Origin of the sequence: Haloquadratum walsbyi J07HQW2 (genome assembly GCF_000415985.1) — an archaeon.
Classification (GTDB): Archaea; Halobacteriota; Halobacteria; order Halobacteriales; family Haloferacaceae; genus Haloquadratum; species Haloquadratum walsbyi_B.
In genome coordinates, this window is record NZ_KE356561.1 from 3016302 (window position 1) to 3040007 (window position 23706).

At 49.1% G+C, this 23706-nt stretch carries 13 protein-coding genes and 5 pseudogenes; 10 read left to right on the forward strand and 8 right to left on the reverse strand.

From position 1 onward, the window contains the following. Nucleotides 1–88 precede the first annotated feature (88 nt). Complete coding sequence (locus tag J07HQW2_RS14140) at nt 89–781, reverse strand: haloacid dehalogenase type II (protein ID WP_048075316.1); 693 nt, start codon at nt 779–781, stop codon at nt 89–91. Between the two features lie 317 nt (nt 782–1098). Continuing rightward, entirely contained in the window at nt 1099–1956 is an 858-nt protein-coding gene (locus J07HQW2_RS14145) for a methylenetetrahydrofolate reductase (protein ID WP_048075709.1), read from the reverse strand. Nucleotides 1957–2175: 219 nt separating this feature from the next. On the opposite strand from J07HQW2_RS14145, the pseudogene J07HQW2_RS14150 reads away from it, so the two are divergent. From J07HQW2_RS14150 to J07HQW2_RS14170, 4 pseudogenes are all read left to right on the forward strand, one after another. Then, nucleotides 2176–2517 (forward strand): annotated as a pseudogene (locus tag J07HQW2_RS14150) (RNA-guided endonuclease TnpB family protein); the annotation flags it as partial. Nucleotides 2518–2653: 136 nt separating this feature from the next. After that, nucleotides 2654–3034 (forward strand): annotated as a pseudogene (gene tnpA / locus J07HQW2_RS14155) (IS200/IS605 family transposase); the annotation flags it as partial. 16 nt (nt 3035–3050) lie between these two features. Then, nucleotides 3051–4255 (forward strand): annotated as a pseudogene (locus tag J07HQW2_RS20100) (RNA-guided endonuclease InsQ/TnpB family protein). 29 nt (nt 4256–4284) lie between these two features. Then, nucleotides 4285–5290 (forward strand): annotated as a pseudogene (locus J07HQW2_RS14170) (RNA-guided endonuclease InsQ/TnpB family protein); the annotation flags it as partial. Nucleotides 5291–5333: 43 nt separating this feature from the next. Here J07HQW2_RS14170 and J07HQW2_RS14175 read toward each other — a convergent pair. Together J07HQW2_RS14175 and J07HQW2_RS14180 are read right to left on the reverse strand one after the other, a co-directional pair. After that, nucleotides 5334–6704 (reverse strand): DUF8073 domain-containing protein, encoded by a 1371-nt coding sequence (locus tag J07HQW2_RS14175; RefSeq protein ID WP_021056277.1) that lies wholly within the window; start codon nt 6702–6704, stop codon nt 5334–5336. 59 nt (nt 6705–6763) lie between these two features. After that, complete coding sequence (locus J07HQW2_RS14180) at nt 6764–7858, reverse strand: succinylglutamate desuccinylase/aspartoacylase family protein (RefSeq protein WP_021056278.1); 1095 nt, start codon at nt 7856–7858, stop codon at nt 6764–6766. Nucleotides 7859–8015: 157 nt separating this feature from the next. Here J07HQW2_RS14180 and J07HQW2_RS14185 point away from each other — a divergent pair, with 157 nt between their 5' ends. Next, complete coding sequence (locus J07HQW2_RS14185) at nt 8016–8747, forward strand: creatininase family protein (RefSeq protein ID WP_021056279.1); 732 nt, start codon at nt 8016–8018, stop codon at nt 8745–8747. A gap of 254 nt (nt 8748–9001) precedes the next feature. Further along, a complete protein-coding gene (locus J07HQW2_RS14190; protein ID WP_021056280.1) occupies nt 9002–11611 on the forward strand; it encodes a GcvT family protein in 2610 nt (869 codons plus the stop codon). Between the two features lie 402 nt (nt 11612–12013). Here the strand turns inward: J07HQW2_RS14190 and J07HQW2_RS20105 are convergent, their stop codons facing one another. After that, nucleotides 12014–12232, reverse strand: coding sequence for a hypothetical protein (locus J07HQW2_RS20105; protein ID WP_394324616.1), 219 nt, complete (start codon nt 12230–12232; stop codon nt 12014–12016). 136 nt (nt 12233–12368) lie between these two features. Between J07HQW2_RS20105 and J07HQW2_RS14200 the strand changes: the two genes are divergently transcribed. From J07HQW2_RS14200 to J07HQW2_RS14210, 3 genes are all read left to right on the forward strand, one after another. After that, nucleotides 12369–14927 (forward strand): GcvT family protein, encoded by a 2559-nt coding sequence (locus J07HQW2_RS14200; protein ID WP_021056282.1) that lies wholly within the window; start codon nt 12369–12371, stop codon nt 14925–14927. A gap of 32 nt (nt 14928–14959) precedes the next feature. Further along, complete coding sequence (gene ilvA, locus J07HQW2_RS14205) at nt 14960–16243, forward strand: threonine ammonia-lyase (RefSeq protein WP_021056283.1); 1284 nt, start codon at nt 14960–14962, stop codon at nt 16241–16243. A 191-nt stretch (nt 16244–16434) separates the two neighbouring features. Further along, complete coding sequence (locus J07HQW2_RS14210) at nt 16435–16878, forward strand: universal stress protein (protein ID WP_048075712.1); 444 nt, start codon at nt 16435–16437, stop codon at nt 16876–16878. 177 nt (nt 16879–17055) lie between these two features. Here J07HQW2_RS14210 and J07HQW2_RS18985 read toward each other — a convergent pair whose 3' ends face one another. Continuing rightward, on the reverse strand, nt 17056–17226 hold the full coding sequence (locus J07HQW2_RS18985; RefSeq protein ID WP_021056285.1) for a hypothetical protein: 171 nt from the start codon (nt 17224–17226) through the stop codon (nt 17056–17058). A gap of 477 nt (nt 17227–17703) precedes the next feature. On the opposite strand from J07HQW2_RS18985, the gene J07HQW2_RS14215 reads away from it, so the two are divergent. Then, the gene (locus J07HQW2_RS14215; protein ID WP_021056286.1) at nt 17704–19476 is read left to right on the forward strand and encodes a BCCT family transporter; all 1773 of its coding nucleotides are present in this window, start codon (nt 17704–17706) and stop codon (nt 19474–19476) included. Between the two features lie 992 nt (nt 19477–20468). Here the strand turns inward: J07HQW2_RS14215 and J07HQW2_RS14220 are convergent. Together J07HQW2_RS14220 and folP are read right to left on the reverse strand one after the other, a co-directional pair. Further along, nucleotides 20469–20996: a hypothetical protein gene (locus J07HQW2_RS14220; protein ID WP_021056287.1), complete on the reverse strand. Its 528-nt coding sequence runs from the start codon at nt 20994–20996 to the stop codon at nt 20469–20471. A 12-nt stretch (nt 20997–21008) separates the two neighbouring features. Next, a pseudogene (folP, locus tag J07HQW2_RS14225) lies at nt 21009–23539 on the reverse strand (dihydropteroate synthase). Nucleotides 23540–23706: the final 167 nt, after the last annotated feature.

Here is a 23706-nt window from a genome sequence, read left to right on the forward strand (position 1 = left end):
CACCAACATGCTATGACTGCTCTATCATATTTTGTTCTGGTGTAGTAATGCAGCTAATCGATGAATCAATGAAACTCAGTATACATATTCAGACACCGAGAGCATCACACATCTTGGTGAGGGTCTCGACTGTCAGATGCGGGTCAGGACCGAACGGCTCAGATGGTCTCTCTTTCCGGTCAACCCAAACTGCCTGTGCACCGGCATGTACAGCGCCAACAACGTCAAACCATCCTGCAGTGGCATGCACGATTGCATCAATCGGCGTGCCAGTCCGAGCTGCGCCATGTTGATACAATTCCGCAGCAGGCTTGAATGTCGATACCTCTGCAGCACTGATTGTCCCGGATATACTATCCCCAATTCCGGTGTGTTCGACCATTGTAGATAACATCTCGGGGTTCCCATTTGATAGAACATAACAGCTATACCCGGCTGCATCAAGTCGACTGATACTATCACGCACGTCATCAAAAACATCAAGCTCATGATATACAGCAAGGATTTCATCGCGCTCACTTGATGATAGCGCAACATCGTGCGCATCAAGTGCATATTGAAGTGCGTCTCGATTCACTTCATAAAATGGCTGATATGCGTCAATCTGATTTGCAACAAAGGTGTATGCAAGTGAGCGCGATCGCCATAATTGTGAGATTGGTCTTGGATTTTCAACGCGCTCTTTGAGCGCTTGCTCAGCCGCCTCAACATCGACCAGTGTGCTATACGAATCAAATGTTACCGTCTGAATACGGTCAGGATCAAACTCTGTTGACATCATCTATATACTAACAGCCATATCGAAAGAGCCTGGTGGCACTGTTTAAGCCCTGTAGGCTAAGTCCCATTCCTCAAGAAGCGATCTGAGATAGCGGTGGGCTATTGTTTAGAGATAACTACGCTAAAGATTGCACTGCCCGCAGAGGTAACTACTAATTAAATATACTATCCACAAATTACTGATAAGAGCAAGATTATCTAAATTCAAGAGTAAAATGCCTTTCTCAAGGAGCGAACGAAGTGAGCGAGTAAGTCGGGGTAGTTCACATTGATACAAGGACAGTTTCGTGGCTATTTTGTCACTATATTATTCTGATTCTAGCTAAGTCGGGTCTGTCGCCATGATTCAAGATCAGGCGTTTGATTGAACGTATAGATGTGGACACCACGGATGTTATAATACTCATCTTCGACATACGGGGAAAGTCCATCAATGAGGTCATTCGGTTTATATACTCCTCGTGAGCCGACGAGCTGTCGAACAAACTCGAAAATACCAGTTGTCTTTCGAAGGAACTTGATTGAATCGCCAACTCCGACCTTCTGTGAGATCTGGAGGAGTTTTTGATAGTTCATCACACCAGGAATACCAATCTCAATCGGGAGATCAACCCCACGTTCACGGGTAGATTCAACCCACTCGAGAATTGTCTCTGGATCATAACACAACTGTGTCACGACATATGTCGCATGTGGCGCCTTCCGATCCATCGCCGTCGCAAGTTCTTCTTCTCCGATAAAATCATGTCCTTCGGGATAACCTGTAATTCCAATCTCTTCAAATGAGTGTGGAAGCTCATCAAGTGCCTCTAATAGGTCGTATGCAGACGTGAACTCGCCAGCGGGCTCTTCCCTGTCTCCACCTGGAATAAACACGTCGCTAACGCCGGCATCGCTGAGCCGTTCTGCGATTGACGCAAGCTGTGTCTTATCTTCGACATACCGTGCAGCAATATGTGGGACGACTTCATATCCTTGAACTGCTGCCTCCTCCGCACGCTCAACGGTCTGTTCAATGCCTAACTGCTGTGATGTTGTGATCGCGATGCTCGATCCGGCTGGCAGTGATTCCAGCTCGTCACCGAAGCTATCGAATGGCATCAACTCAAACCGTGCCCCTCGCAGGAGATTGCTTACGCCATCTTGATCAACGGCGCTTTGCGCTCCAAGTGCCATGTTTGATACGTCATACATACTCATACTTCGCTTTATGTGTGAGTTTACAAACCCATTTATAAATACTAAGACGAATACCTGGCGTCGTCAGGCGCGGAATAAATCCGACAACCCACTCCACAATCCATCATCAATCATCAATAGTAGGCTTGGATATGCTACCGTTCTCAGCCAGAACGGTCATTTAAAGCACAACTATCGTTTATTAGAGCGTTCTAGATGCTGGAAGTCCACCGCACCCACCGAGCGAACATTCTCAACCACTCACAGTCGCAGGTAGAGGAGATGCTCGACCAGCACGGGCACGGGTGGAGTGCCAGCAAGCTTTGGAATGTCGCTAAATACCACTCCCGCGAAGTGTGGAATCAAGCAGGTGAAATCCCCGATCCCGATCCCGATCACGGAGACCTCAAAGACGAGTTGAAGACCCACAACGAGTACAACAGACTGCACAGTAAGTCCAGTCAGCGTGTTCTGGAGGAGCTCGCTGAAGCCTTCAACTCGTGGGACGGCTCCGACGACGATCGAGACAATCTGCCCGGCTACCGCAAACGCAATTACAGCGGTATCGAGGCGAAAGCCCACCCGGTTACGCGTGTGGATGAACCCGACAGCTGGGAATCTATCCACGCTCGTAGCCACGTCTGAGGTTAGATGTTTGTGTAACATTTAGCTGAGAGAATTCTAGATACTGACGATGCCTCGTGGATTCGACCGGGAATGTACCAACGTCCACAAACTCCAGTACCACTTCATCTGGTGTCCAAAGTACCGCAAGTCAGTACTCGGAGGCGAGGTACGCGGCCGTCTCGAAGAACTCATCGAGGAGAAACCCGACGAACTCGGATTGGAGACACTGGAGTTGGCGATTTGTCCCGACCACGTACATCTGTTCATCACGGGCGACCCGACACTTGCCCCGAACAAAATCATGCAACAGGTCAAAGCCTACTCATCACGTCAGCTTCGGGACGAGTTCGACTTTGGCTTGCCGTCGCTGTGGACGCGCTCGTACTTTGTCTCAGGTGCTGGCGATGTATCCAGCGAAGTCATTGAGGAGTCCATCGACGCTCAAGCAAAACAGGTGAATAACCATGCAACAGACAGTCCAAACCACGGTGCGAGTCAAACTCCACTCCACTCCACTCGCTCACCAACAGGAAATCTAACCTGCTCACCCGTGAATATGAGACGTTCCAGACGGCGGTCCACGGCGGAGACGGAGACGCCAACCTGTACTCGGCAACCGACCAGCAGGCGTCGAAGGTACAACAGCAGAAAGACCCCAATCCCGGTCCGGGACGGAACAACCCGTCGTCCTCCGAAACGACGTGTTCGATGTGTCTCATGACGAAGACACCGTTCTCTCGTCGTGGTGCATGAAAGTCCCGGTCTACGACCCCGACAAAGGACAGGGCAACTCCATCTGGTGTCCGGCCCACGTTCCGCGGAAGGACGAACAACTCGTCCGTAACGGGAACCTTCGAGACCGAGACAGCGAACTGGTGTGTTGTGACGGTGATTGGGACGTCCATCTCGTCGTCAAACGGTCTGTGACCGTCCAAGACGAGTCCGACGACGTACTGGCTATCGACATGGGCCACGGTGGGTCGCTACCTGCTACCTGCTACCTGCTACCTGCTACCTGCGCGTTCCTCTCCGACCGCAAAACGACGTTTTACGGCGAAGAAGTCCGTTGCATCCGCGAACACTACAAGCAACTCCGCAAATCGGAAAAGCAAAACCTCGACAGGGCCAGCAGGTGGTCGAACGTATCGGAGACGCCGAAGCACGGAAAGTAGACGACCATCTCCACAAGATTGCTCGCCACATCGTGGAAGATGCCGACGAACGGAACGCTGTTATCGTGGTGGGCGATCTCGGTGGGATTCGCAGAGACAACGACAAAGGGCGGTACGTCACCGACAAAACCCACAAGATGCCGTTCGCCTGCCTGCTTGACTACATCGAGTACAAAGCCCACAACGCAGGCATCGACGTACAGTTGGTCGAAGAATACGACACGTCGAAGACGTGCAACCGCTGTGCCTGTGAAGATGTCCGAGCAACGCAGGGACGCTTCGAGTGTCCCGAATGTGGACTGGACGACAACGCGGACAAGAACGGTGCGCTGAATATCGGGAAACGAGCTTTGGGCAAGTTCTCGAAACCGCTGTCCAAAGCGGGGGCTGGACTGGCACAGCCCGACACGCAGGTCATCGTCCCACGTGACGACGAACCTGCGAGCCTCTCGCTATTCGTGGACTCAACCCCCAGTGGGAGAACCCCACGGCTTTAGCCGTGTGGAGGATGTCAGTACAACGATCACGGCCGCCGCACGAAGAGCACCCCCGCTCCACCGTGACGTGGAAGCAAAATGGTATCAAACACGACATCATGAACAACCGTGTTCGACTCTCGAAAGGCGCGAATCACAAGGAACATTCCAAAGTGTGGGAGTACATCATTGTCGAATACGAGACACGCCCCGGCGTCACCGTCGAGAACCTACAACAAGTTCGTGCTGTCTACGACAGTACAAAACAGCGCTGGGAACTCCACCTTGTCTGTAAAGACGAGATCAAGACACCCACCGCTCCCGGAAACGAGACAACAGGCATCGACCTCGGCATCAGCAACTTCGCCGCCGTCGTCTACAGCACTGAGGATGCTGACCTTTACCCCGGGAACCGGTTGAAACAGGACCGGTGCTACTTCCCGCAAGAAATCGCCAACTGCGACGACAGCGGTGGTGACAGGGTCAGTCGTCTACATCACAAGTGGGCGGAACGCCGCACCCACTTGTCCCACTCCTTGGCGAAACACACTGTCCGACGACGTGTCGAGAAGGAAGTAGGACGCATCAATGTCGGAGACCTGGAAGGCGTCCGTGAAGATGAGAACAGCAGCTCGAAGAACTGGGGCAAGCACGAAAATCTTGATCTTCACGGGTGGGCGTTCGACCGCTTCAAGAAGAGTCTCACCTACAAGGCGAAAGTCGAAGGCATCGAGATCGTCGAAGTATCTGAGCGCGATGCGAGCAAGACGTGTTGCGTGTGTGGGAGGGAAGACAAGAGTCAACGCGTTGAGCGCGGTCTGTTCTGTACGTCTGTGATAACTGCGATGCAGCATTCAACGCCGACGTGAGTGGGGCGGGGGGCGGAGAACATCCGTCTCGACATTACTGACGAAAGTAACTCCGAGTCTGCACCTGATTTGGGTGGAGAGAGGAGTACCAGCTCGGCTCGGCTGGTTGGCACAGCCCGGAGTCTATCTTCACGACCTCTCTCGAGGATTCCAACCTCGGGCAGAGGTGGTGGACTGCAAATTTTAATATCCAATCCAGCGAAGTGCAGCGCAGCGGTGCCGTGGGATTCTCAAGTTTGTGTGTATTGTTCAATCCGTGTCGCGATTGCCTCATAGCTCACACCACAATCAGGGTCAGGTCCGCCTGATACCCGTCTAAGAACAAGGTCAAGAATATCTAACTGATCAAGTAAATCTCGTGTTTGTCTGTACTCAATCCCGAGTCGTCGTTGTACCTCATACACTGTTCGTGCACCAACGACTGCATCAATCAAATCATCAACCTCGAGTTCACTCGGTAAACCTGCCCCATCCGTTACAAGCTGCTCATCTGGGATTGATAATGTCTCTGTCCCGGTAATGTTGTCTACTGCATCTGGACGTGGTGTATGTCTTTGCTCATTATGATCAGTGCCAACACTCATCTGATCAGCTGAATCAGCGCTCACATCAGTCGACGGACTACTATCAGCATTTGTACAGTTATCTTTAATGTGCACACTGTCAGTTGATGTTGAGCCATCCGCTTCAGTCTCTTCATCGTTGGATTCCGTCTCTGGGCTTTCAGCATCACCGTCTACAGTATCATTATACCGTGTTGGTGAGTGGACATCGGCCTCAATCATATACCGTCGAACGGTCTCACCTGCAACATCAAGTTCGATCTTGTCACTCATCTCAGAAAATGTATCACATGTCTCATACAACCGTTGAAGATACGTCTCATCTTCATACGGAGGGATTGAATCGTTACGAACCTGCGATAACTCATCATCGACTGTAATACCGCTGTCATCCACCCGCCCTTCGACGGTATCAGTAGCAGTCATTAAGCCATCGGTTGCATTCTTCTTCATTTCTGAATTCGTTATCGACCCACCGAATACGCCCTCAGCTGACGGGGGGGACCACGCTGAATCTGATGATTTGTGACTCTTATATCTCATTCGTGAGTTCTCAGTGTCAGATTCATCGCCGTGATCACGATTATCTAACCGAGACTCAGCTGTAGTAGACTCATCAGATGTAGGGTTGCTATTCGCATAACGTTCACCAATGTCTACTTCAATGCGAAGGATAATTTCATCACCTGATACTTCTGCGTCGACTGACTGTATTTTTACTGAGATATCAATCTCCGGTGGTCGTAACGATGGAAGCATGTATGAGATACATACACGTCCATCTGTCATTTCAGCTGTAATTCGGGTGGAATCAACTTCAGAGTCAGAGTCGACATCCGTACTCTCATCATTAGTCCCTAGTGGCTGCAATTGTGATGACAGTGGTGTGTATATCGTTGCAGTCAACGGCTGAGCCCCTGTTTCTGATTTTGTTGTCGGTGTCGCCGCTTCAACTCGTCGCACGGCGTTACCGTCAGACTCGAACTGTTCGATCACACGTGAGAGAGCGTTGAACGATGACTGCAAGCTTATCGACATGTACAGTCTATGTCATACTGTGTGATCCCCTAACACTATGTGATAAACTATGAAGGCATTCAAGTATCTATACTTGTAGTGCTCTCTACAGGGGTTGCGACACTTGCGACACGTTCACCAGCAAAGACTGTCCCGCCGTGAGATAATGAGTAGATGACACCTGATTCAGGTGCGGTAATCGTTGCTTGTTCTTTGAATGTCGTTGGGTCATAAACCACACCAAGTCTTTGCCCATCAGTAACTTCGGATCCGACAGTACAGTTGGCTGCCGGTTCGAACAAACCGGATGCCGGCGTCACAGAGACCGGAATATCATCATTGAGCTGACGTTGTGTTGGTGGTTCTGGGAGCTGATCAGCTAACACACCCGACGCAGTGAGCATTCCACGGTGTTCTAGTACCCGACAGACGCCGATAGCTCCGCGTTCGGCGACAGAACGATCAATAGTGCGGCTATTTCCAAGTTCAACGGTAATCGTTGGAACATTAGCACGTGTCATTGCAACTCGAAATGTTTCTACAGACTGTGGATATCCACCGCTTTCTCCATTTTGTGTCGTGTGTATATTATCATCAGCGTCTGAGGTATTATCTTCATTCGCCAGCTTAGGTGACCCCTCTCCAGTGGACTCATTACTTATTGGTCCGTCGCCGATGAGCCGATAGTTCGTCCCAAAAGCGGTTGCTAATGCGGTTGCTTCATCATCATTCTCTACAACGCGAACATGTTCGAGCATCGAGGGAGTTCCTGTGTGTAGATCAATTGCAGCGTCGGCATCAACTGCTAATGGCCATAATTCAGCTACAATCCGTTGTTGAAAACTTCCATCGTCGGCTCCTGGCCACACTCGATTTACATTTGGATACTGTGAATCATATTCATCTGGTGTTGCATATGATCGAGTATCAAACGCTAATGGGTTCATGACTGGAACAACAATCACCGTCCCTGCCAGCTTCATATCGCATAATCGATCATGTAGTCGACGAAGGGCTGCAGGACCGTTGAGTTCGATTCCATGCTGTGCGGCTTGGACGTAGACTGTGGGACCATCGCCGCCGCAATAGCGATGGACTGTTACTGAGACATCCCTTGCTGGCGTTTGACCAAGTTGACGCGTCGTAACTTTGTGTCGCGCCGGTTCGACTCCCATATTAACTTCAACACCGTGGGCGACAAAAACTTCTGGACGGTCATCAGTCCGTGATCATGATATTAATATAATAATTAATCTCACTTGATATATCATAACCGCCATAGCATGCTCGCAACTTCCCAGAGTAATTAACTCCTGCATCCGCAGTATCACTATGCATATTGAGGATGAGACATGGACCGATCTTGAGACAATCGATACAAATCTTGGGTTAGTTCCAATTGGAAGCACCGAACAACATGGTCCCCATGCCCCCCTTGGAACCGATATGTTTGATGCTGAATCTATCGCAAGCAATGCCGCTGAGGAATATTCTGACTCGGTCATGGTCGCCCCATCAATCCCTGTCGGCATTGCTGAAGAGCATCGTAACTTCACCGGGACACTCTGGACAGATGAAATGACTTTTCGTCAGTATGTCCGGGACATTGTGAATAGTCTTGCCAGTCATGGGTGGAATCATGTCGTAATCGTCAATGGACATGGCGGCAATATACCTGCACTCAAAGCTGTCACCGCACAGATCATTCGTCATGACAATGCATATGCGGTCCCGTTTACTTGGTTTGAGGCTATTGGAGATCACACTTCTTCGATGGGACATGCAGGACCAATTGAGACGTCACTACTAGAGCACACTCGTCCGGAGTCTGTACATACTGACCGTCTTACGGAAGCAGCAACAGATGCAACTGATGGATGGGGTGATTGGCAGGGCAAAGTCAACCTTGCTGTTGATTCAAATGAGTTTACCGATAATGGCGTTGTTGGAGACCCCCGTGAAGCGAGTGCTGAATTAGGAGCAGAATTACTCGATAAAGCAACTGATGAGTTGTGCGCATTGCTTGATGCTGTTCGTGATCATGATGTCACTCCACGTGAGTAGGTTTCAGTGTGTCAATCGTGTGTTTAAATGAAGCATACAATATCTATAAGATACTATCTTTGAAGAATGAAGATATTAGATGCTCTGGTGAGAATAGTAATCGGCACTCACGCACCTATTGTATGAGTTGGTACTCCAATCACAGGTAGAATAATAAAATTTATTCTATTTATCATAACAGATACTTGTTATTTTGTGTAAGAGCGATATATTTGCAACATCTATTTGTGCGCTGCACCGTCACATTTCGATATATGGATCCGAGTGATAGTATTCCCGAATCAGCTGGTACAGTCATCGTTGGTGCCGGTATTGTTGGCTGCAATATTGCTTACCAACTCACAAAACTTGGTCGTGATGACGTTGTTGTAGTAGACCAAGGTCCGATGCCGACAACAGGTGGGTCCTCCACGCACGCACCAGGTATCATGTTCCAGACTGCGGAGTCAAAAGAACTCTCACAATTTGCTAATTACAGTCGGAGCCTCTACTCAGATCTTGAGGGCGCCGACGGGCAACAAGCGTACAATGAAACCGGTGGGATCGAAGTCGCACGTAGTGAAGAACGAATGGCGTTTCTTCAGCGGCGTGTCGAACACGCAAAGGCATGGGGGATTCCAGATCCACAAATCCTCTCGCCTGAGGAGGTAACAGAACGGCTACCACTTGTCGATCAAAACCAGATTCTTGGTGGTTATTACTCACCAACCGATGGGCAGGTATCTGGTGTCATTGCATGTGATGCGCTGGCTCGTGAGGCAATCGACCGCGGTGCAGAGTTTGTCCCGCACACTCGGACAGAAGATGTCGAAATCACAGACAATTCAATCACAGCAGTTGAGACCGAAAACGGTCGGATTGAGTGTGATGAGGTCGTTGTTGCGACTAATATCTGGGCTCGTCAACTTGGTGAGAAACTTGATGTTCATATTCCAGTCACACCAGTCGAACATCAATACACGATGACAGAGTCGCTCGATGAACTGTCGAATAATGATGTCGATATCACTGATCACCCGCTTTTCGATAACTATAAGAACGTTTCCGGTGAGAAAGCAAAACGTTTGTTAGTTGGTCCTGACCGACCGATTCTACGCGATCAAGATAATGCAATGTACTACCGGACGCACGGTGATTCATACGGCATTGGGTCGTATAATCATGACCCAATCGTCCCTGACCCACAGGAGTTAGGCACAAACGATCCTGACGGCGAGCAAGGGTCAATTCATGACTTTACCGAAGAGCACATGAACACTGCCACGCATCCAGACCGACCACACAAGGCTCCTCGACAGGCAAGCGATGAGCTACTGCCGGCGACCGACGGCTCAGAGTTAGAATTCAAATACAATGGTATGTTTGCCGAGTCGCCGAATGGGCTTCCTGTGATGGGCCCTGTCGAACAGTATGAAGGTCTCTGGACTGCTGCTGCAATCTGGGTGACCCACGCTGGTGGTGCTGGAAAGGCGCTTGCAGAGTGGATGGAAAACGGTGTTCCCCGGCTTGATGATGGTCCAATGGACGTCTCTCATTGTGATGTCAACCGATTCGATGAACATGAGGGTAGCTGGGACTTTGCCCGCGATATTGGTGCTGAGGAATACCGCGTTGTCTACAATGTGATGCATCCAAAATGGGTATGGACTGACATGCAGCGTGATATCCGTCGGACACCAATGTATCACTCACATAAGGAGCTTGATGCCGAACTGTGGGCTGAAGCTGGGTGGGAAGAACCACAATGGTTTGAGTCCAATGCTGATCTTGTTGACCGGTATGCGGATGAAATCCCAGAACGAAACGGCTGGGAAGGTAGATACTGGTCGCCAATTGAGGGTGCAGAGGCTCTGAATGTTCGTGAAAACGTCGGACTGCATGATATGACTTCATTCAACAAAATGGAGGTTGCAGGATCCGGTGCCGGCGCGTTCATCCAGCGACTCTGTACGAATGATATGAGTCTCGATATTGGTGAGGTGAAATACACGCTAATGTGCAACAAAGGCGGTGGTGTGCGTGCTGACATTACTGTAACTCGAACTGATAGAAATCGCTATTTAATCCTTACAACGGGTCGTGAAGTCGGAAATAACCATGTCTCGTGGGTTCGTAACCACGCTCCAGAGGGTGTCATTGTCAACGATGCAACCTCAAGCCTCGCAGCGATGGTTTGCACTGGACCAAACGCACGAAAAGTCCTTTCAGAGGTTACAGACGTGGACCTTTCAGATGATGCCTTCCCGTTCTTCACCAGTCAGCAGTTCTATGTAAAGAATGTTCCAGTGACCGCATTACGGGTATCATATGCTGGCGAACTTGGCTGGGAATTATACACCCCATCGGAGTATGGCGAACAGCTCTGGGAAATATTACTTAATGCGGGCGATCAGTACGGGATCCGCCCATATGGTAATGGTGCTCTTGATGCACTCCGTATTGAGAAAGGCTTCCGCCTGTGGGGCGAGGATCTCCACACGGAACACACACCGTATCAGTCAAATCTTGGATGGGCTGTTGATCTTGACACGGACTTTATTGGTAAGGATTCAATCAAGCCTCAACAACGACAGCAACAGAACCAGCCAGCCACTGCAGCTGATGGGGGCACGCGTGCAAAACAAGTTGCTTGTATGACTCTTGATGACTCAGATGCATCCATCCTTGATAATCGACCAGTATTCGGTGTCGATGACGATGAGACGCTTGGATATGTCCACAGTGCTGAGTACGGATACACCGTTGGTGCCTGCGTGGCTTACAGTTATCTTCCGCCAGAGTATGCCGAGCCAGGAACTGACGTTGAAATCCTATTTGAGGGCGACCGGTATGCTGCGACAGTCCGCGAAGAACCACTCGTGTGAACTGTCTCGGAGTAAGCTATCTGACGGTCGTCGTGACCGCTGGTAAACTATCTTAAATCACCTTTATCAGTTGTTTAGATCACTGCTTGAAAATTGGGAAGTAGTGCGTCTGGATATCTAACATTTGCATTGACATCCTCCTCGCCTGTTGGCGAGGATTCCCGACAGCTGGAGTATTACGATTCGCAACCACCTGTTCCCTCAGGTGGAACGACCCAGAGGCAGAGGTTTGATTGAATGGGAAGGGTACTAACCGTGCCAACCCAACCGACCGTTAGTTATATTCTCCGTCGGAGTCGGGGGCGGAGGATTCTGGGTCATCTATCTGCGAATATTCACCGCTCCTGCTCCTGCCCCATTCACGTCCGCGTCCGCGTTCATCGCCGCTCCACACAATTTGCCTTACGCTTCCGCCCACAACACGACACGAACACGTCTTTGAGGTGTCTCGCTCACTTTGCGGTCAACGAGAATGCCGTGTTCTTCAGCTTTGTATTCGAGCAATATAATAAAGCGGTCGAACTCCCACCCGTGGAGCTTCTTGTCCCTGTTCTTGTTTCCACGCTTACCCCAGTTTCGAGACTCACCGTTGCCGTTCTCGTCTTCTCGAATCTCGCTCAATCCACCGATAGCGATGTGACCGACTCATCGTCTTACCAAACTGTCACCCCGAGTTTTAATGATCATAGCTCAATCGGTAAATTCGGTATCATCGTTGTCTTTATACTTCTGACAGAATCATCGACAGACGAAATAAATGAACACGTCAGATTCAATTCTTCCTAGCCGGTCACAGACCGTTATTATCGGGGCTGGTGCTGTTGGATGTAGCGTTGCGTATCATCTGAGTGAACTTGGTGCCGAGGATGTCACTGTTGTTGACCAGGGACCATTACCGGTCACTGGTGGGTCCTCGGTGCATGCACCAGGAATTATGTTTCAGACGTCACCGTCAAAATTGCAAACAAAGACGGCACATTATACAAGTCGACTCCTTTCAGATGCTGGTGTTTATGATGAGGTCGGTGGGATCGAAGTCGCTCGTAGTGAGGACCGGATGGATTTCCTCCGTCGTCGGGTCGAGTGGGCAACATCATACGGACTCCCAGAGCCGCAGTTACTCTCACCACAAGAAGTCACTGAATATCTCCCATTAATAAATGAAGATGAGATTCTTGGCGGCTACTACTCACCGACTGATGGTCGAGTTGATGGAATCGCAGCCTTACAGTGGTACATTGAACAATCGGAAGCTGACTTCTACGGTGATACCGAAGTCATTGACCTCACTGTGACAGATGGACGGATTACAGCTGTCGAAACTGATAGAGGTCGGATTCAGTGTGACCGCTGTGTGATTGCAACAAACAACTGGGGATATCAAACCGCACAATTAGCAGACGTTGATCTCCCGATCGCTCCAGTTGAACATCAATATGTCGTTACTGAGCCAATGGCTGAACTCGCAACGACAGAGTCGAATATCGGTGCAAACACTGAGGGACTTGAGATTCCAGGAAACCGTGATATTCAGGAGCACATGAGTGAAGGTCCGAATCGTCCTGTTGGTCGCGATCAGGACAATTCACTTTATTTCCGCACCCACGGGGATGCAATTGGATTAGGATCGTATAATCACGAAACACTCTCGGTTAATCCTCAGTCTATGGGAACGAATACCGAAGACTCGCAGGCATCAGTCCGTGGCTTTACTCGCGAACACTGGGAGGAGCCAACACATCCTAACCGTGAAAAATCAGCCAAACAAGCATTTGATGAACTCCTTCCGGCAACAGCAGATGCAGAGTATGCAGCAACAGAGAACGGAATCTTTGTGTTCACTCCCGATGGAATGCCCGCAGTCGGACCAACAGCTGAGGTTGACGGTCTTTGGAGTGCACTTGCAATTTGGTGGACACACTCCGGTGGATATGGTCGTATTGTTGCTGAATGGATGGAAAACGGTGTGCCTCGACTAGATGATACTCTTGTTGACACGAGTGGTATTCATGTCCGACGATTTGCCCCACACGTCGGCGAACCCGAGTACTTCGTTGATAAAGGAGCAAAGCGCTATCAACAAGTCTATAGTATCGTTGAACCGCGATGGCAGCCAAGCGAACACCGTGGTCTCCGGACAAGCCCATTCTCACATAAGCAAGCAGAATTAGGTGCAGAATTCTATCAATCAGGCGGGTGGGAGACCTCGCAGTGGTATGACTCTAACACTGATCTCGTTGCTGAGTATGATGAGGCAATTCCAGAGCAGGACGGCTGGGAAAGCATCAATCGATCCCCGATTACAGGAGCCGAACATCTACATACCCGCAATGCAGTTTCAATGTTTGATATGACCTCCTTCAGCAGCATCATGGTAGAGGGTGTTGATGCTGAGTCATATCTCCAACGAATGTGTAGCAATGATGTTGCTGTTGACCCAGGCGATGTTCGATACTCATTATTATTGAACGAAGGTGGGGGTATCCTTGCGGATATCACCGTCGTTGGTCTTGATGATGAACAGTATATGGTAACTACCGGCGGTGGCAGTTCACCTGGTGTGCATGGAACGTGGCTTCGGGAACACGCACCTGAAACTGTTTCAGTTCACGTTGAGGAGGGTGCTAAAAGCACGATTGGTCTATGGGGTCCACAGTCTCGATTATTATTACAGCGAGTTACGGACGCGGATGTCTCAAATGACGGATTCCCGTATTTCAGCGCAAAGCAGATGTATGTCGGTGAGGTACCGGTTACAGCACTGCGTGTATCATACGTTGGTGAACTTGGCTGGGAATTATGGGCTCCTGTCGAGTATGGCGAACGACTTTGGGAAACACTGTGGGAAGCGGGACAAGATCTTGACGTTCGACCGATGGGTGCCGGGGCACTAGAGTCGATGCGTCTTGAGAAGGGCTACGCGCTGTGGGGCACTGATATTGATACCGGAGCAACGCCGGATGCAGCGGGGCTCTCATTTGCTGTAGATCTTGAAACTGATTTCATCGGTAAAGAGGGTGTTCAGGCTGACCGTCGCGAAGGAATCGATAGTATCCTAACACCAATAACTCTCGATAATTCAACGGACATCCTTTCGAGTGGTCGCCCGATTCATGGTGGTGGTGACGCGATTGGATATGTACAAGCTGCTGACTTTGGATATTCGATTGGTGAATCAATTGTATATGCATACCTCCCGACAGCGTACGCCGACGCCGGCACCAATGTCCAAATACAGTGTGAAGGTGAAAGCTACGAAGCCACAGTGCGTGATGAACCACTGTTTGATCAAGAACGAGAGAAGATTATCCGATAACCAGCGATCATAATTACCCCCAAAATACACAGATGACATCGGCACCACCGGGCACAGGCGATAATCGCAGTGGCGATAGCACAGAAAAGTCGCTTCCAATCACCTATTCTGACATTGAGCAGGCACGCGAACGACTTGATGATGAAACAGTTGTTAAATCTACACCCGTTGAAGTGAGCACTTCACTGGGTGACCTTGTTGATGCGGAGGTGTATCTTAAGATGGAACATCTCCAGTGGACGGGATCATTCAAAACCCGTGGAGCATATAACAAGATTACTCAGGCTGTCAAAACAGGTGCTGATTCATTTGTTGCTGCGAGTGCCGGAAATCACGCACAGGGTGTTGCGCTCGCAGCAACAAAGTGTGGTGCAGATGCGACAATTTATATGCCAGAAAGTGCCCCGCAGGCGAAAGTGGATGCAACACGGTCCTACGGTGCAATTGTTGAACTCATCGGCACGGATTTCCAGGAGACAATGGCTCATGCAAAAGCTGCCGTTGAGGAAAGTAATGCAGAATTCGTGCACGCGTATGACGATACCGATATTATAGCCGGTCAGGGGACACTTGGAATTGAGATGTATCACGACAAACCCGACGCTGACACGGTAATTGTCCCCATTGGTGGTGGAGGACTCATTAGCGGCGTTTCAACGGCGATCAAACATCTTTCACCATCAACACGGATTATTGGTGTGCAAGCAACCGGTGCAGAAACAGTACATGAAAGCCTGGATAAGGGAATTCCAGTGACGCTTGATGAAGTCGACACTATCGCTGATGGGATTGCTACCGGCGGAATTTCAGATCGGACTCTTCAACTGATTGAAACAAACGTTGATGAAGTTGTGACCGTGTCTGATACCGAAATTGCTCGGGCAATCCTCTTGTTGATGAAGCGTGCAAAGCAGGTCGTTGAAGGCGCTGGTGCGGCTTCTGTTGCAGCAATGTTGAGTGATCATATTGATGTACGCGATGAGACTGTAGTGCCACTTCTCTGCGGCGGGAATCTAGATATGACAGGTCTCCAAACGGTCCTGGTCCATGCATTGACACAGCGTCGTCAACGGATCCGCCTTCGGGTACGGATTAATGACCATCCTGGTAAGATGGCTGATATCTCAGGTATCATTGCTGACCAGCAAGCGAATATTCATAATGTCCGTCATGATCGATCTGTTTCTGATCTTGCTGTCGGTGAGGCATATCTTGTCTTCACCGTTGAGGCAAGTGGTGCTGAGCATGCAGCCACAATCGTTGATGCGATCGAATCTGCTGGATATCCGGTGCAAGATGTCACACGCAACTGTTGAGTGACAATCTAACATGCACACTGAGTGCTCGGGAGTTTCAACGATACGATCTGAAAGGCAAATCTGATATTCGTTTTCATCGCCCCTGTGTTTGAGAGTGAACAAATTGATTTGATCAAAATTATTTATTTTCTGGGGTACCTGCGGAAGGTTATTATTGAATGCGCCATATCGGTATGATTGAATCGAAAATGTATGATACCATTTTAATTCCATATGATGGGAGTGATGAAGCTAAAAAAGGAGCGACAAACGGAATTGAACTAGCTGCCGCTGTTGATGCTCAGGTTCATGCGTTGTACGTCATTGATCTGCCTGGTGTTCCGCGTGCGCTGTCAATCCGTGATAACGAAGAGGAAGTTCGAAAAGAATACGGTGAGTATGCCGAGAAAGTACTTGAAGAAGCCTGCGAGTTAGCAGCGGCTCATGATGTTACCTGTCAAGAAGTGACACGGACTGGATCTCCAAGCGAGGAAATCACTGATTACGCCGAGATGGCAGATATCGACGTTATTGCAATGGGGTCAGCATATCGTGGAAAGGTTGGGTCACTTATTGGTGGAACCGCAGAGAAAGTTTTCCGATCATCAACGACGCCTGTGATTACTCACCGAATGAGCGCAGATAATATCTGAATAGTACTATAATCAATGTGTTGATCTTCATACTGATGTATATCTTAAAACATGAGAAGATTCAGGCATGTTTCGACTGAACTCTCATAGACCCGCTAGCTCCAGTGCTCTTATGATAGAAATGCTTGCTCGGATGCGTAATCAAAGAGTAACCAGTGATCAGCTCATATGAACTGGTTAGCCACCTGTATCATCAATCAACCGAGTTTCTCTAAAATAGATTACAATACTGGCGCTGAGAAACGTGACACCGGCTACAGCAAAATCACCACCTGATAAAGCAATTAACCCAACACCAAACAAAATAACAACAGCTCCTGCAGCAAGTGTCGCAAACAACTCTACCATGTCGATGCAGTGACTGACGTAATAATAAAAGTGTGAGGGTTGGTGAAAATGGATTATTGTCGCAGTTTTTAATCTGCTACTGTGACAATTAATGACAGATATTAACAATGATATGGAATGAACTGTATGTTGATATTGTTTTGATATAACCAATATAAACTACACCTGCACTATATGAGATATCATACTAATCATATAGTATCGAACAGCGAGAATGTCGAAATCAACTAATTCAGACGCTAAAAAGCCAAAGTTTTATCAAAGATAAACAGTTGCCTAATAGTGAGCTTGTATAACATATGGCTTGATGGCTTGGTGTGAGATGTGATCTGGTGATTGTCAGTACAATACTCTCAGCAACAATCGTTGGGAGAAGTGATGTCACACTATCATTTAGATCACACCTGTAGATGTTCCAACACACTCGAACGATGATACCAAATCAACAATACGGACGAATAATTTTGGAGGTACAGTATGGCAAGTAAAGATGACGAGATGTCCGATGGGTTGCAGGTTGAACTCTTTCATCCTGACTCCGACCGTGAGCCAGGCGACACCAATATCCAACGCCTTGGATTTGATATTCACCCAATTGTCTTTCCTATTTCACTTGTGGTGATTATTACATTTGTTGCAGCAACAATCGCGCTTGGCGATCAGGCAGCGAGCGTTTATAATAATATTTTCAATTTCGTCAATGGCAATTTCGGATGGTTCTATATCACTTCAGTGAACCTGTTCATCATCACTGTTATATATTTCGCTGCAAGTAAATACGGAAATATTCGAATCGGTGGTGTTGAGGCTGAAAAAGAGTTTAGTGACTTCTCTTGGATGGCGATGTTATTCAGTGCCGGAATGGGAATCGGACTGATGTTCTTCAGTGTTGCAGAACCAATGTGGCATTTCGGTAGCTCCGCATCGGATTTCATGGTCGTTCCACCTGCGTTTGATGTTGCTGGAGGAACGGCCGCGGCCGCAACTGCCTCAATGGCGACAACGTTCTTTCACTGGGGACTTCATCCATGGGCTATTTATGCGCTTGTCGGACTTGGTCTTGCGTTCTTCTCATTTAATCGCGGACTTCCGCTGACTTTCAGATCAATCTTCTGGCCGCTCCTTGGCGAGCGTATTTATGGATGGCCTGGTCACGTAATTGACCTTGTAACAGTTTTCGCAACGCTATTTGGTCTGTCAACGTCGCTTGGACTTGGTGTATCGCAGGTTAATACTGGTCTTTCATATGTTCTTGGCGATACACTTGGATTGGCTAGTATTCCAACTGGGACAGTTCCACAGGTATTACTTATTGCTGGAATCACACTCATTGCAACCGCTTCTGTGGCTGCAGGACTTGATGATGGGGTTCGGCGCTTAAGCACGCTGAATTTGTATCTGATGTTTGGACTTCTTGGATTCCTCATCATCGCCGGACCTACAGTGTACATCTTTGGCACATTCGCTGATGGATTTGGTGCATATCTTGGAAACATTCTTGATATGAGCTACTTCACCGGCACAATTGGCGGTGCAGCCGCATTAGGTGGATACACAGTGAAAGGCTGGATGGGTAGTTGGACCATCTTCTATTGGGGTTGGTGGATTGCATGGTCGCCATTTGTTGGCATGTTTATTGCTCGAATCTCGAAAGGACGGACTGTTCGTGAGTTCGTGATGGGTGTGCTCGTTCTTCCGTCATTGTTCTCATTCATGTGGCTTTCGACATTCGGCGGATCCGCTCTCTGGGTTGAGCTTCGAAGTGCTGGCGGTATTGCTTCTGCAGTGGCGAATCAGGGACAAACAGTTGCGATGTTTGCGATGCTCAATCAGTTCCCACTTGGCGCAGCTTCAGGATTGATCGCAACAACGCTTGTGATCACATTCTTTGTCACTTCCTCAGACTCTGGGTCACTCGTTATTGATCATCTCACGTCTGGTGGTAAACACGATGTTCCAAAGACACAACGAATCTTCTGGGCAGTTACGGAGGGGACCGTGGCGGCGACGTTGCTCGTCGGTGGAGGTCTGAGCGCACTGCAGACCGCATCAATCACAACTGGACTTCCTTTCGCGGTGATTCTGGTGCTAATGTGTTATACGGTGTATCTTGGACTTGATAATGAATATGAGATACTCTCCTCAGAGCAGTTCGCTGAGCGTGCACAAGACGCAGATGATGTTGAAGTTGTTTCTGGCGTTGATCCACAGGACGTCGGCGGAGGTGCAGACGTCGAAAGTAGCGACTGAGCAGATTGGCGACCTCACAATAGCATAGAGTTATCACAAATAATACCCTATTTTATATATCCCATCTACATTGTGCTGGATGAGTAACAATCTAATATCATATAATTTGATTTATCTAAATATTCTGTTATTTTGTCTGAAAAAAGTAAAACGAAATCTGAACTCAAATAGATCGCTCTGGAATTGACATATCAGGATCTCATAAATATTGTTTCACCGAATAGTACCAGAAGCTATCTTGCATAGTTATAGAGAATCAAGGAGAATACCTGCGTCTTGAGCCGCAGGACAGGACAGGATAGGATGAATCCGACACCCGAGTAACAGTCCACGGTGTGAGAGCCAGCCCGAGATTTCACCATCCATCGTTTCAAGCGGCAGGCAATCATCTGAAAGAGACGAATCAAGCCAGAATAGAGTGATTCTGCTGAATCCTCCGATGGCGGCCTGCCCGCCCTGCCCCGCCCCGCCCCGCCCCAAAGCCAAGCAACCAAGCAATAATCGAATCGGACCCAGTCGATAACCAGCGTATTCTCACAGAATACTCGACTGGAGTTGACTGACTGGAGTTGACTGCTGGAAGCACAACTCACAGGAACTCCGAGTCCGTGTCGGTGTCCGTGTCCGTCGTTGAGGTCTGCTGGAGTTCCCGAGGCAAACCCAACTCTGGGAGTCCGCTATGACGGAGGATAGGAGTGGAGTCCCGGGGACCGGGGCTTGGCACTCCCATCGCCAGCAGTCCTGTCCCACTACACTCTACTCGCCACAGTCCACGAGCATCCCTTCAGATTCTTCCTGTCTGGATGCTCGGTGGGACTGCAACCCTAAAATTGAAATCTCCAACACTCACACTCACGCTCAGGATTCCTCCGCCTAAAAGCTGAGGAGGATGTCAAACACTATCGTGTTTATCTACTATGAACCTAGAATATCGTACTGAACTTCCGGGACGCTATCTCATAGGTACTTGATTGCTCAAAGGCACTGATAGCTCACTGATTTGGTCCATGGATCCATACTCGGACAGAGCCACCAATTCCAACCGCTGCAGGTATCCCCCACACAGCAGCAGCAAGTAAGGCAGGAAGTATAGTCCACCCAACAGCAGCAACGCCCGTAATAACTCCGAGTGAGATCCACGGATCGGTCATTTCAATCGTCTCAGTCAACCCAGTCCCAAGCACAGCGAACCCGCCTCCAGTGAGTGTTCCAAGGCTAATAATGAGTGCGGCAATACCACCGGCTGCTAGTATATTTGTGATACTTCCAATTCCAGTGCTGAGTTGGGCGAGTTGTGTGTACGCGTACACGATAGCTAAACTGACCAAACCAAATGCAATGAATCCATATATACTCGCAATAAGTGGCTGTGTCATAGATCGGTCAAGCGCAATCTCAAGTCGCGGCCCATACTGATACTGTACAGCGCCCCCACCACCAACGCCGATGAAGAATGCACAAATAGTGCGGAGAATCCCGGGTCCTGCAAGCAGTTGCTCAAATATGGATTCTATAACCACGATCTACCCTTATTATGCATCATCTGTATTTGTGTCATTGTCTTCAGCCCGATGTGGCTGCTTTGCGGCAGCGGCTGCCCGAACTGCAGCCGCGTTCTCTCCAACATCATGCACTCGCACGACATCGGCTCCACGGTCTGCTGCGAGTGTGGTCACCGCGATTGTTGCTGAAAGCCGTTCATCATTTGGCTGATTCATTCTTGCAAGCATTGATTTTCGCGAGTGTCCGACTAACACGGGACATCTCAGCGCTTCAAACTCACCAATCCGGTCAACCAATTCAAATGACTCCGCTGGTGACTTCCCGAATCCACATCCTGGATCGACAATGATCTGCTCACGCTGAATGCCTGCTCGTTCAGCACGGACTAATTGCTCGGTAAGTTCATTCATAACATCCGAAACAACATCATCGTAGGTTGCACGTCGATCAGGGTCGACCGGTGCTGAGAGACTGTGCATAAGCACTAATTCAGCATCATGCTCGGCAACAACAAACGGCATCTCAGGGTCTTCGAACCCAGAAACATCGTTGACGATATCAGCTCCTGCAGATAGCGCAGCATCGGCAACCGCCGCCTTCCGCGTATCAATGGACACTGGTGCCGCTAAATCGGACAACGCCTCAATCACTGGTACAACTCGGTCAATTTCTTCAGAAATAGAGACAGGCTCTGCTCCAGGTCGAGTACTCTCGCCTCCAACATCAAGAATGTCGACACCAGCATCAATCATTGTACTAGCTTGGTCCATGGCTGCATCGACTGTATTGTATTCACCGCCATCGTAGAAGCTATCTGGTGTAATATTCAAGATGCCCATTACTGTGGTTCGTGTGTCACTAAGTCTAGACATAGACACAGAGGCAGATGCCGGTTCTGTGAGTTGTCGCTGTATTTGTGTCCCAAGATAACGTAATCCGTGGCCAGCATCAGCAAGCGAGTTAGAAAGTGAACGCAACTCTTTCGTTGTTCCTCCAAAAACAACCGCCGTGAGCTTCTGTGGACTCCCAGTTGTTGTTTGATGGCTAAATCCACCGATGGTATTGACATGACTGGCAAACACTTCGGCTTGTGTCGGGCGGAGAGTCGTTCGAAAGCATTGTGTGGTTATCTCCGTTGTGTCTGTCTCAAATGTTGCTTCTGCGTACGCTGGGTGTACTCGATTCCTTGTTTGATTACTGTTAGTTTTTACATCATCAACGCCAGCAGCGACATCCGATGACTGGTTGATAGGAACAACTAATCGTGTCCATCGGTCACGAGCCTCTGCAACAGCATATAATGATCCCGTTACCACTACAAGAGCACCCGACTCAGTTCCAGCTGCCTCGATTGCTTCCTCTGTCGCCTCGGGAACTGACTGGATGGTTTCGACCGTTTCTGCATTTGCGTCAAGAATAGATGCCAATGTATCTGCTTTCTCTGCGCGGTCGACAGCTGGCTCTGTTGCGTACGCAGTTGAGATTGGAGGCAGCGAGTGCACCATTGCCTCATGATCTTTGTCTTCCATCGCAGCGAAGACAACGTGTAGCTCATCATATTCATATCGTTCCAGTAATGATCCAAGTGTTGCTGTCGCCCCGGGGTTGTGCGAACCATCAAGAACGACGCGGGGATCATGCGACATCAGCTCAAATCGACCCGGCCACGTTGCCCCGCGTAATCCTGTCTCGATAGCTTCAGTCGAGACATCTTGCACCTGTCGAGCAAGCGCTGCGGCGATTCCCGCATTAGTCGCTTGATGAGCCCCGACAAGTGGAGTATGTGTTTCAACTGCCCACTCAGGACCAACGATTGAAACAGCACTCTCAATTGGAGAGGGCATCCCTGTTTCCGTCGCTACAATATCCGCCTCAGAGTTATTATCTCCATCTCCACTTCCATTCCACTTCCACCTCCAACGGTAATCACATCTGTCTCTTCACGAATCGCAGCAAGTGCATCACCCGTTGTTCCGGTGATTAGAGGCGCTTCCTTCGGGGCGACTTGTGCTTTATCACGCGCAATCACATCGACGGTCTCACCCAGTAATTCCGTATGTTCAAGACTCACACTTGTCACCGCACTTGCAATCGGGTCAACAGCACTTGTTGCGTCATATCGACCACCAATACCAACCTCTAAGATGGCAATATCAACATCCATCGCCTCGAAGTGTGCGAGCGAAACGGCAGTGAGCGCTTCGAAATGTGTTGGCTCATCATTATCAGCTCTGAGTGTCTCAAGACACGGGTTCAGCCGTTCAACATATTTACTTACATGCTGCTTTGCGATTGTTCGTCCCTCAACACGAATTTGCTCGCGAAACCCGTTCAATCCAGGTGAAGTGAACAGTCCAACTCGAAGACCGGCATCATCAAGAATCTGTTCAAGCATACGCGCAGTGCTTCCTTTGCCATTCGATCCAGCGATTTGTACGCAATCGATTGAAGCGTGAGGGTCATCAAGATGTGCAAGCATTCGTGTGGTTGTCTCGACCCCAAGTTTTGGCCGACGTTGTTGTAGTCCAGTGAGTACGTCGGCAGCCTCGTGATAGTCCATACCACGTATCGTTGATTGACCCGTGATTACATTGTCGCCTCCGTGCGTCACCTCATTGTTGATACTGCACTTGCATACTCCATTATACTCATTATCTAGGATGTATTACATGACGTGGTAGAAATAGGAGCGATAAACTCGTTTTTGTTTGTTCTGTAACTTTCGCC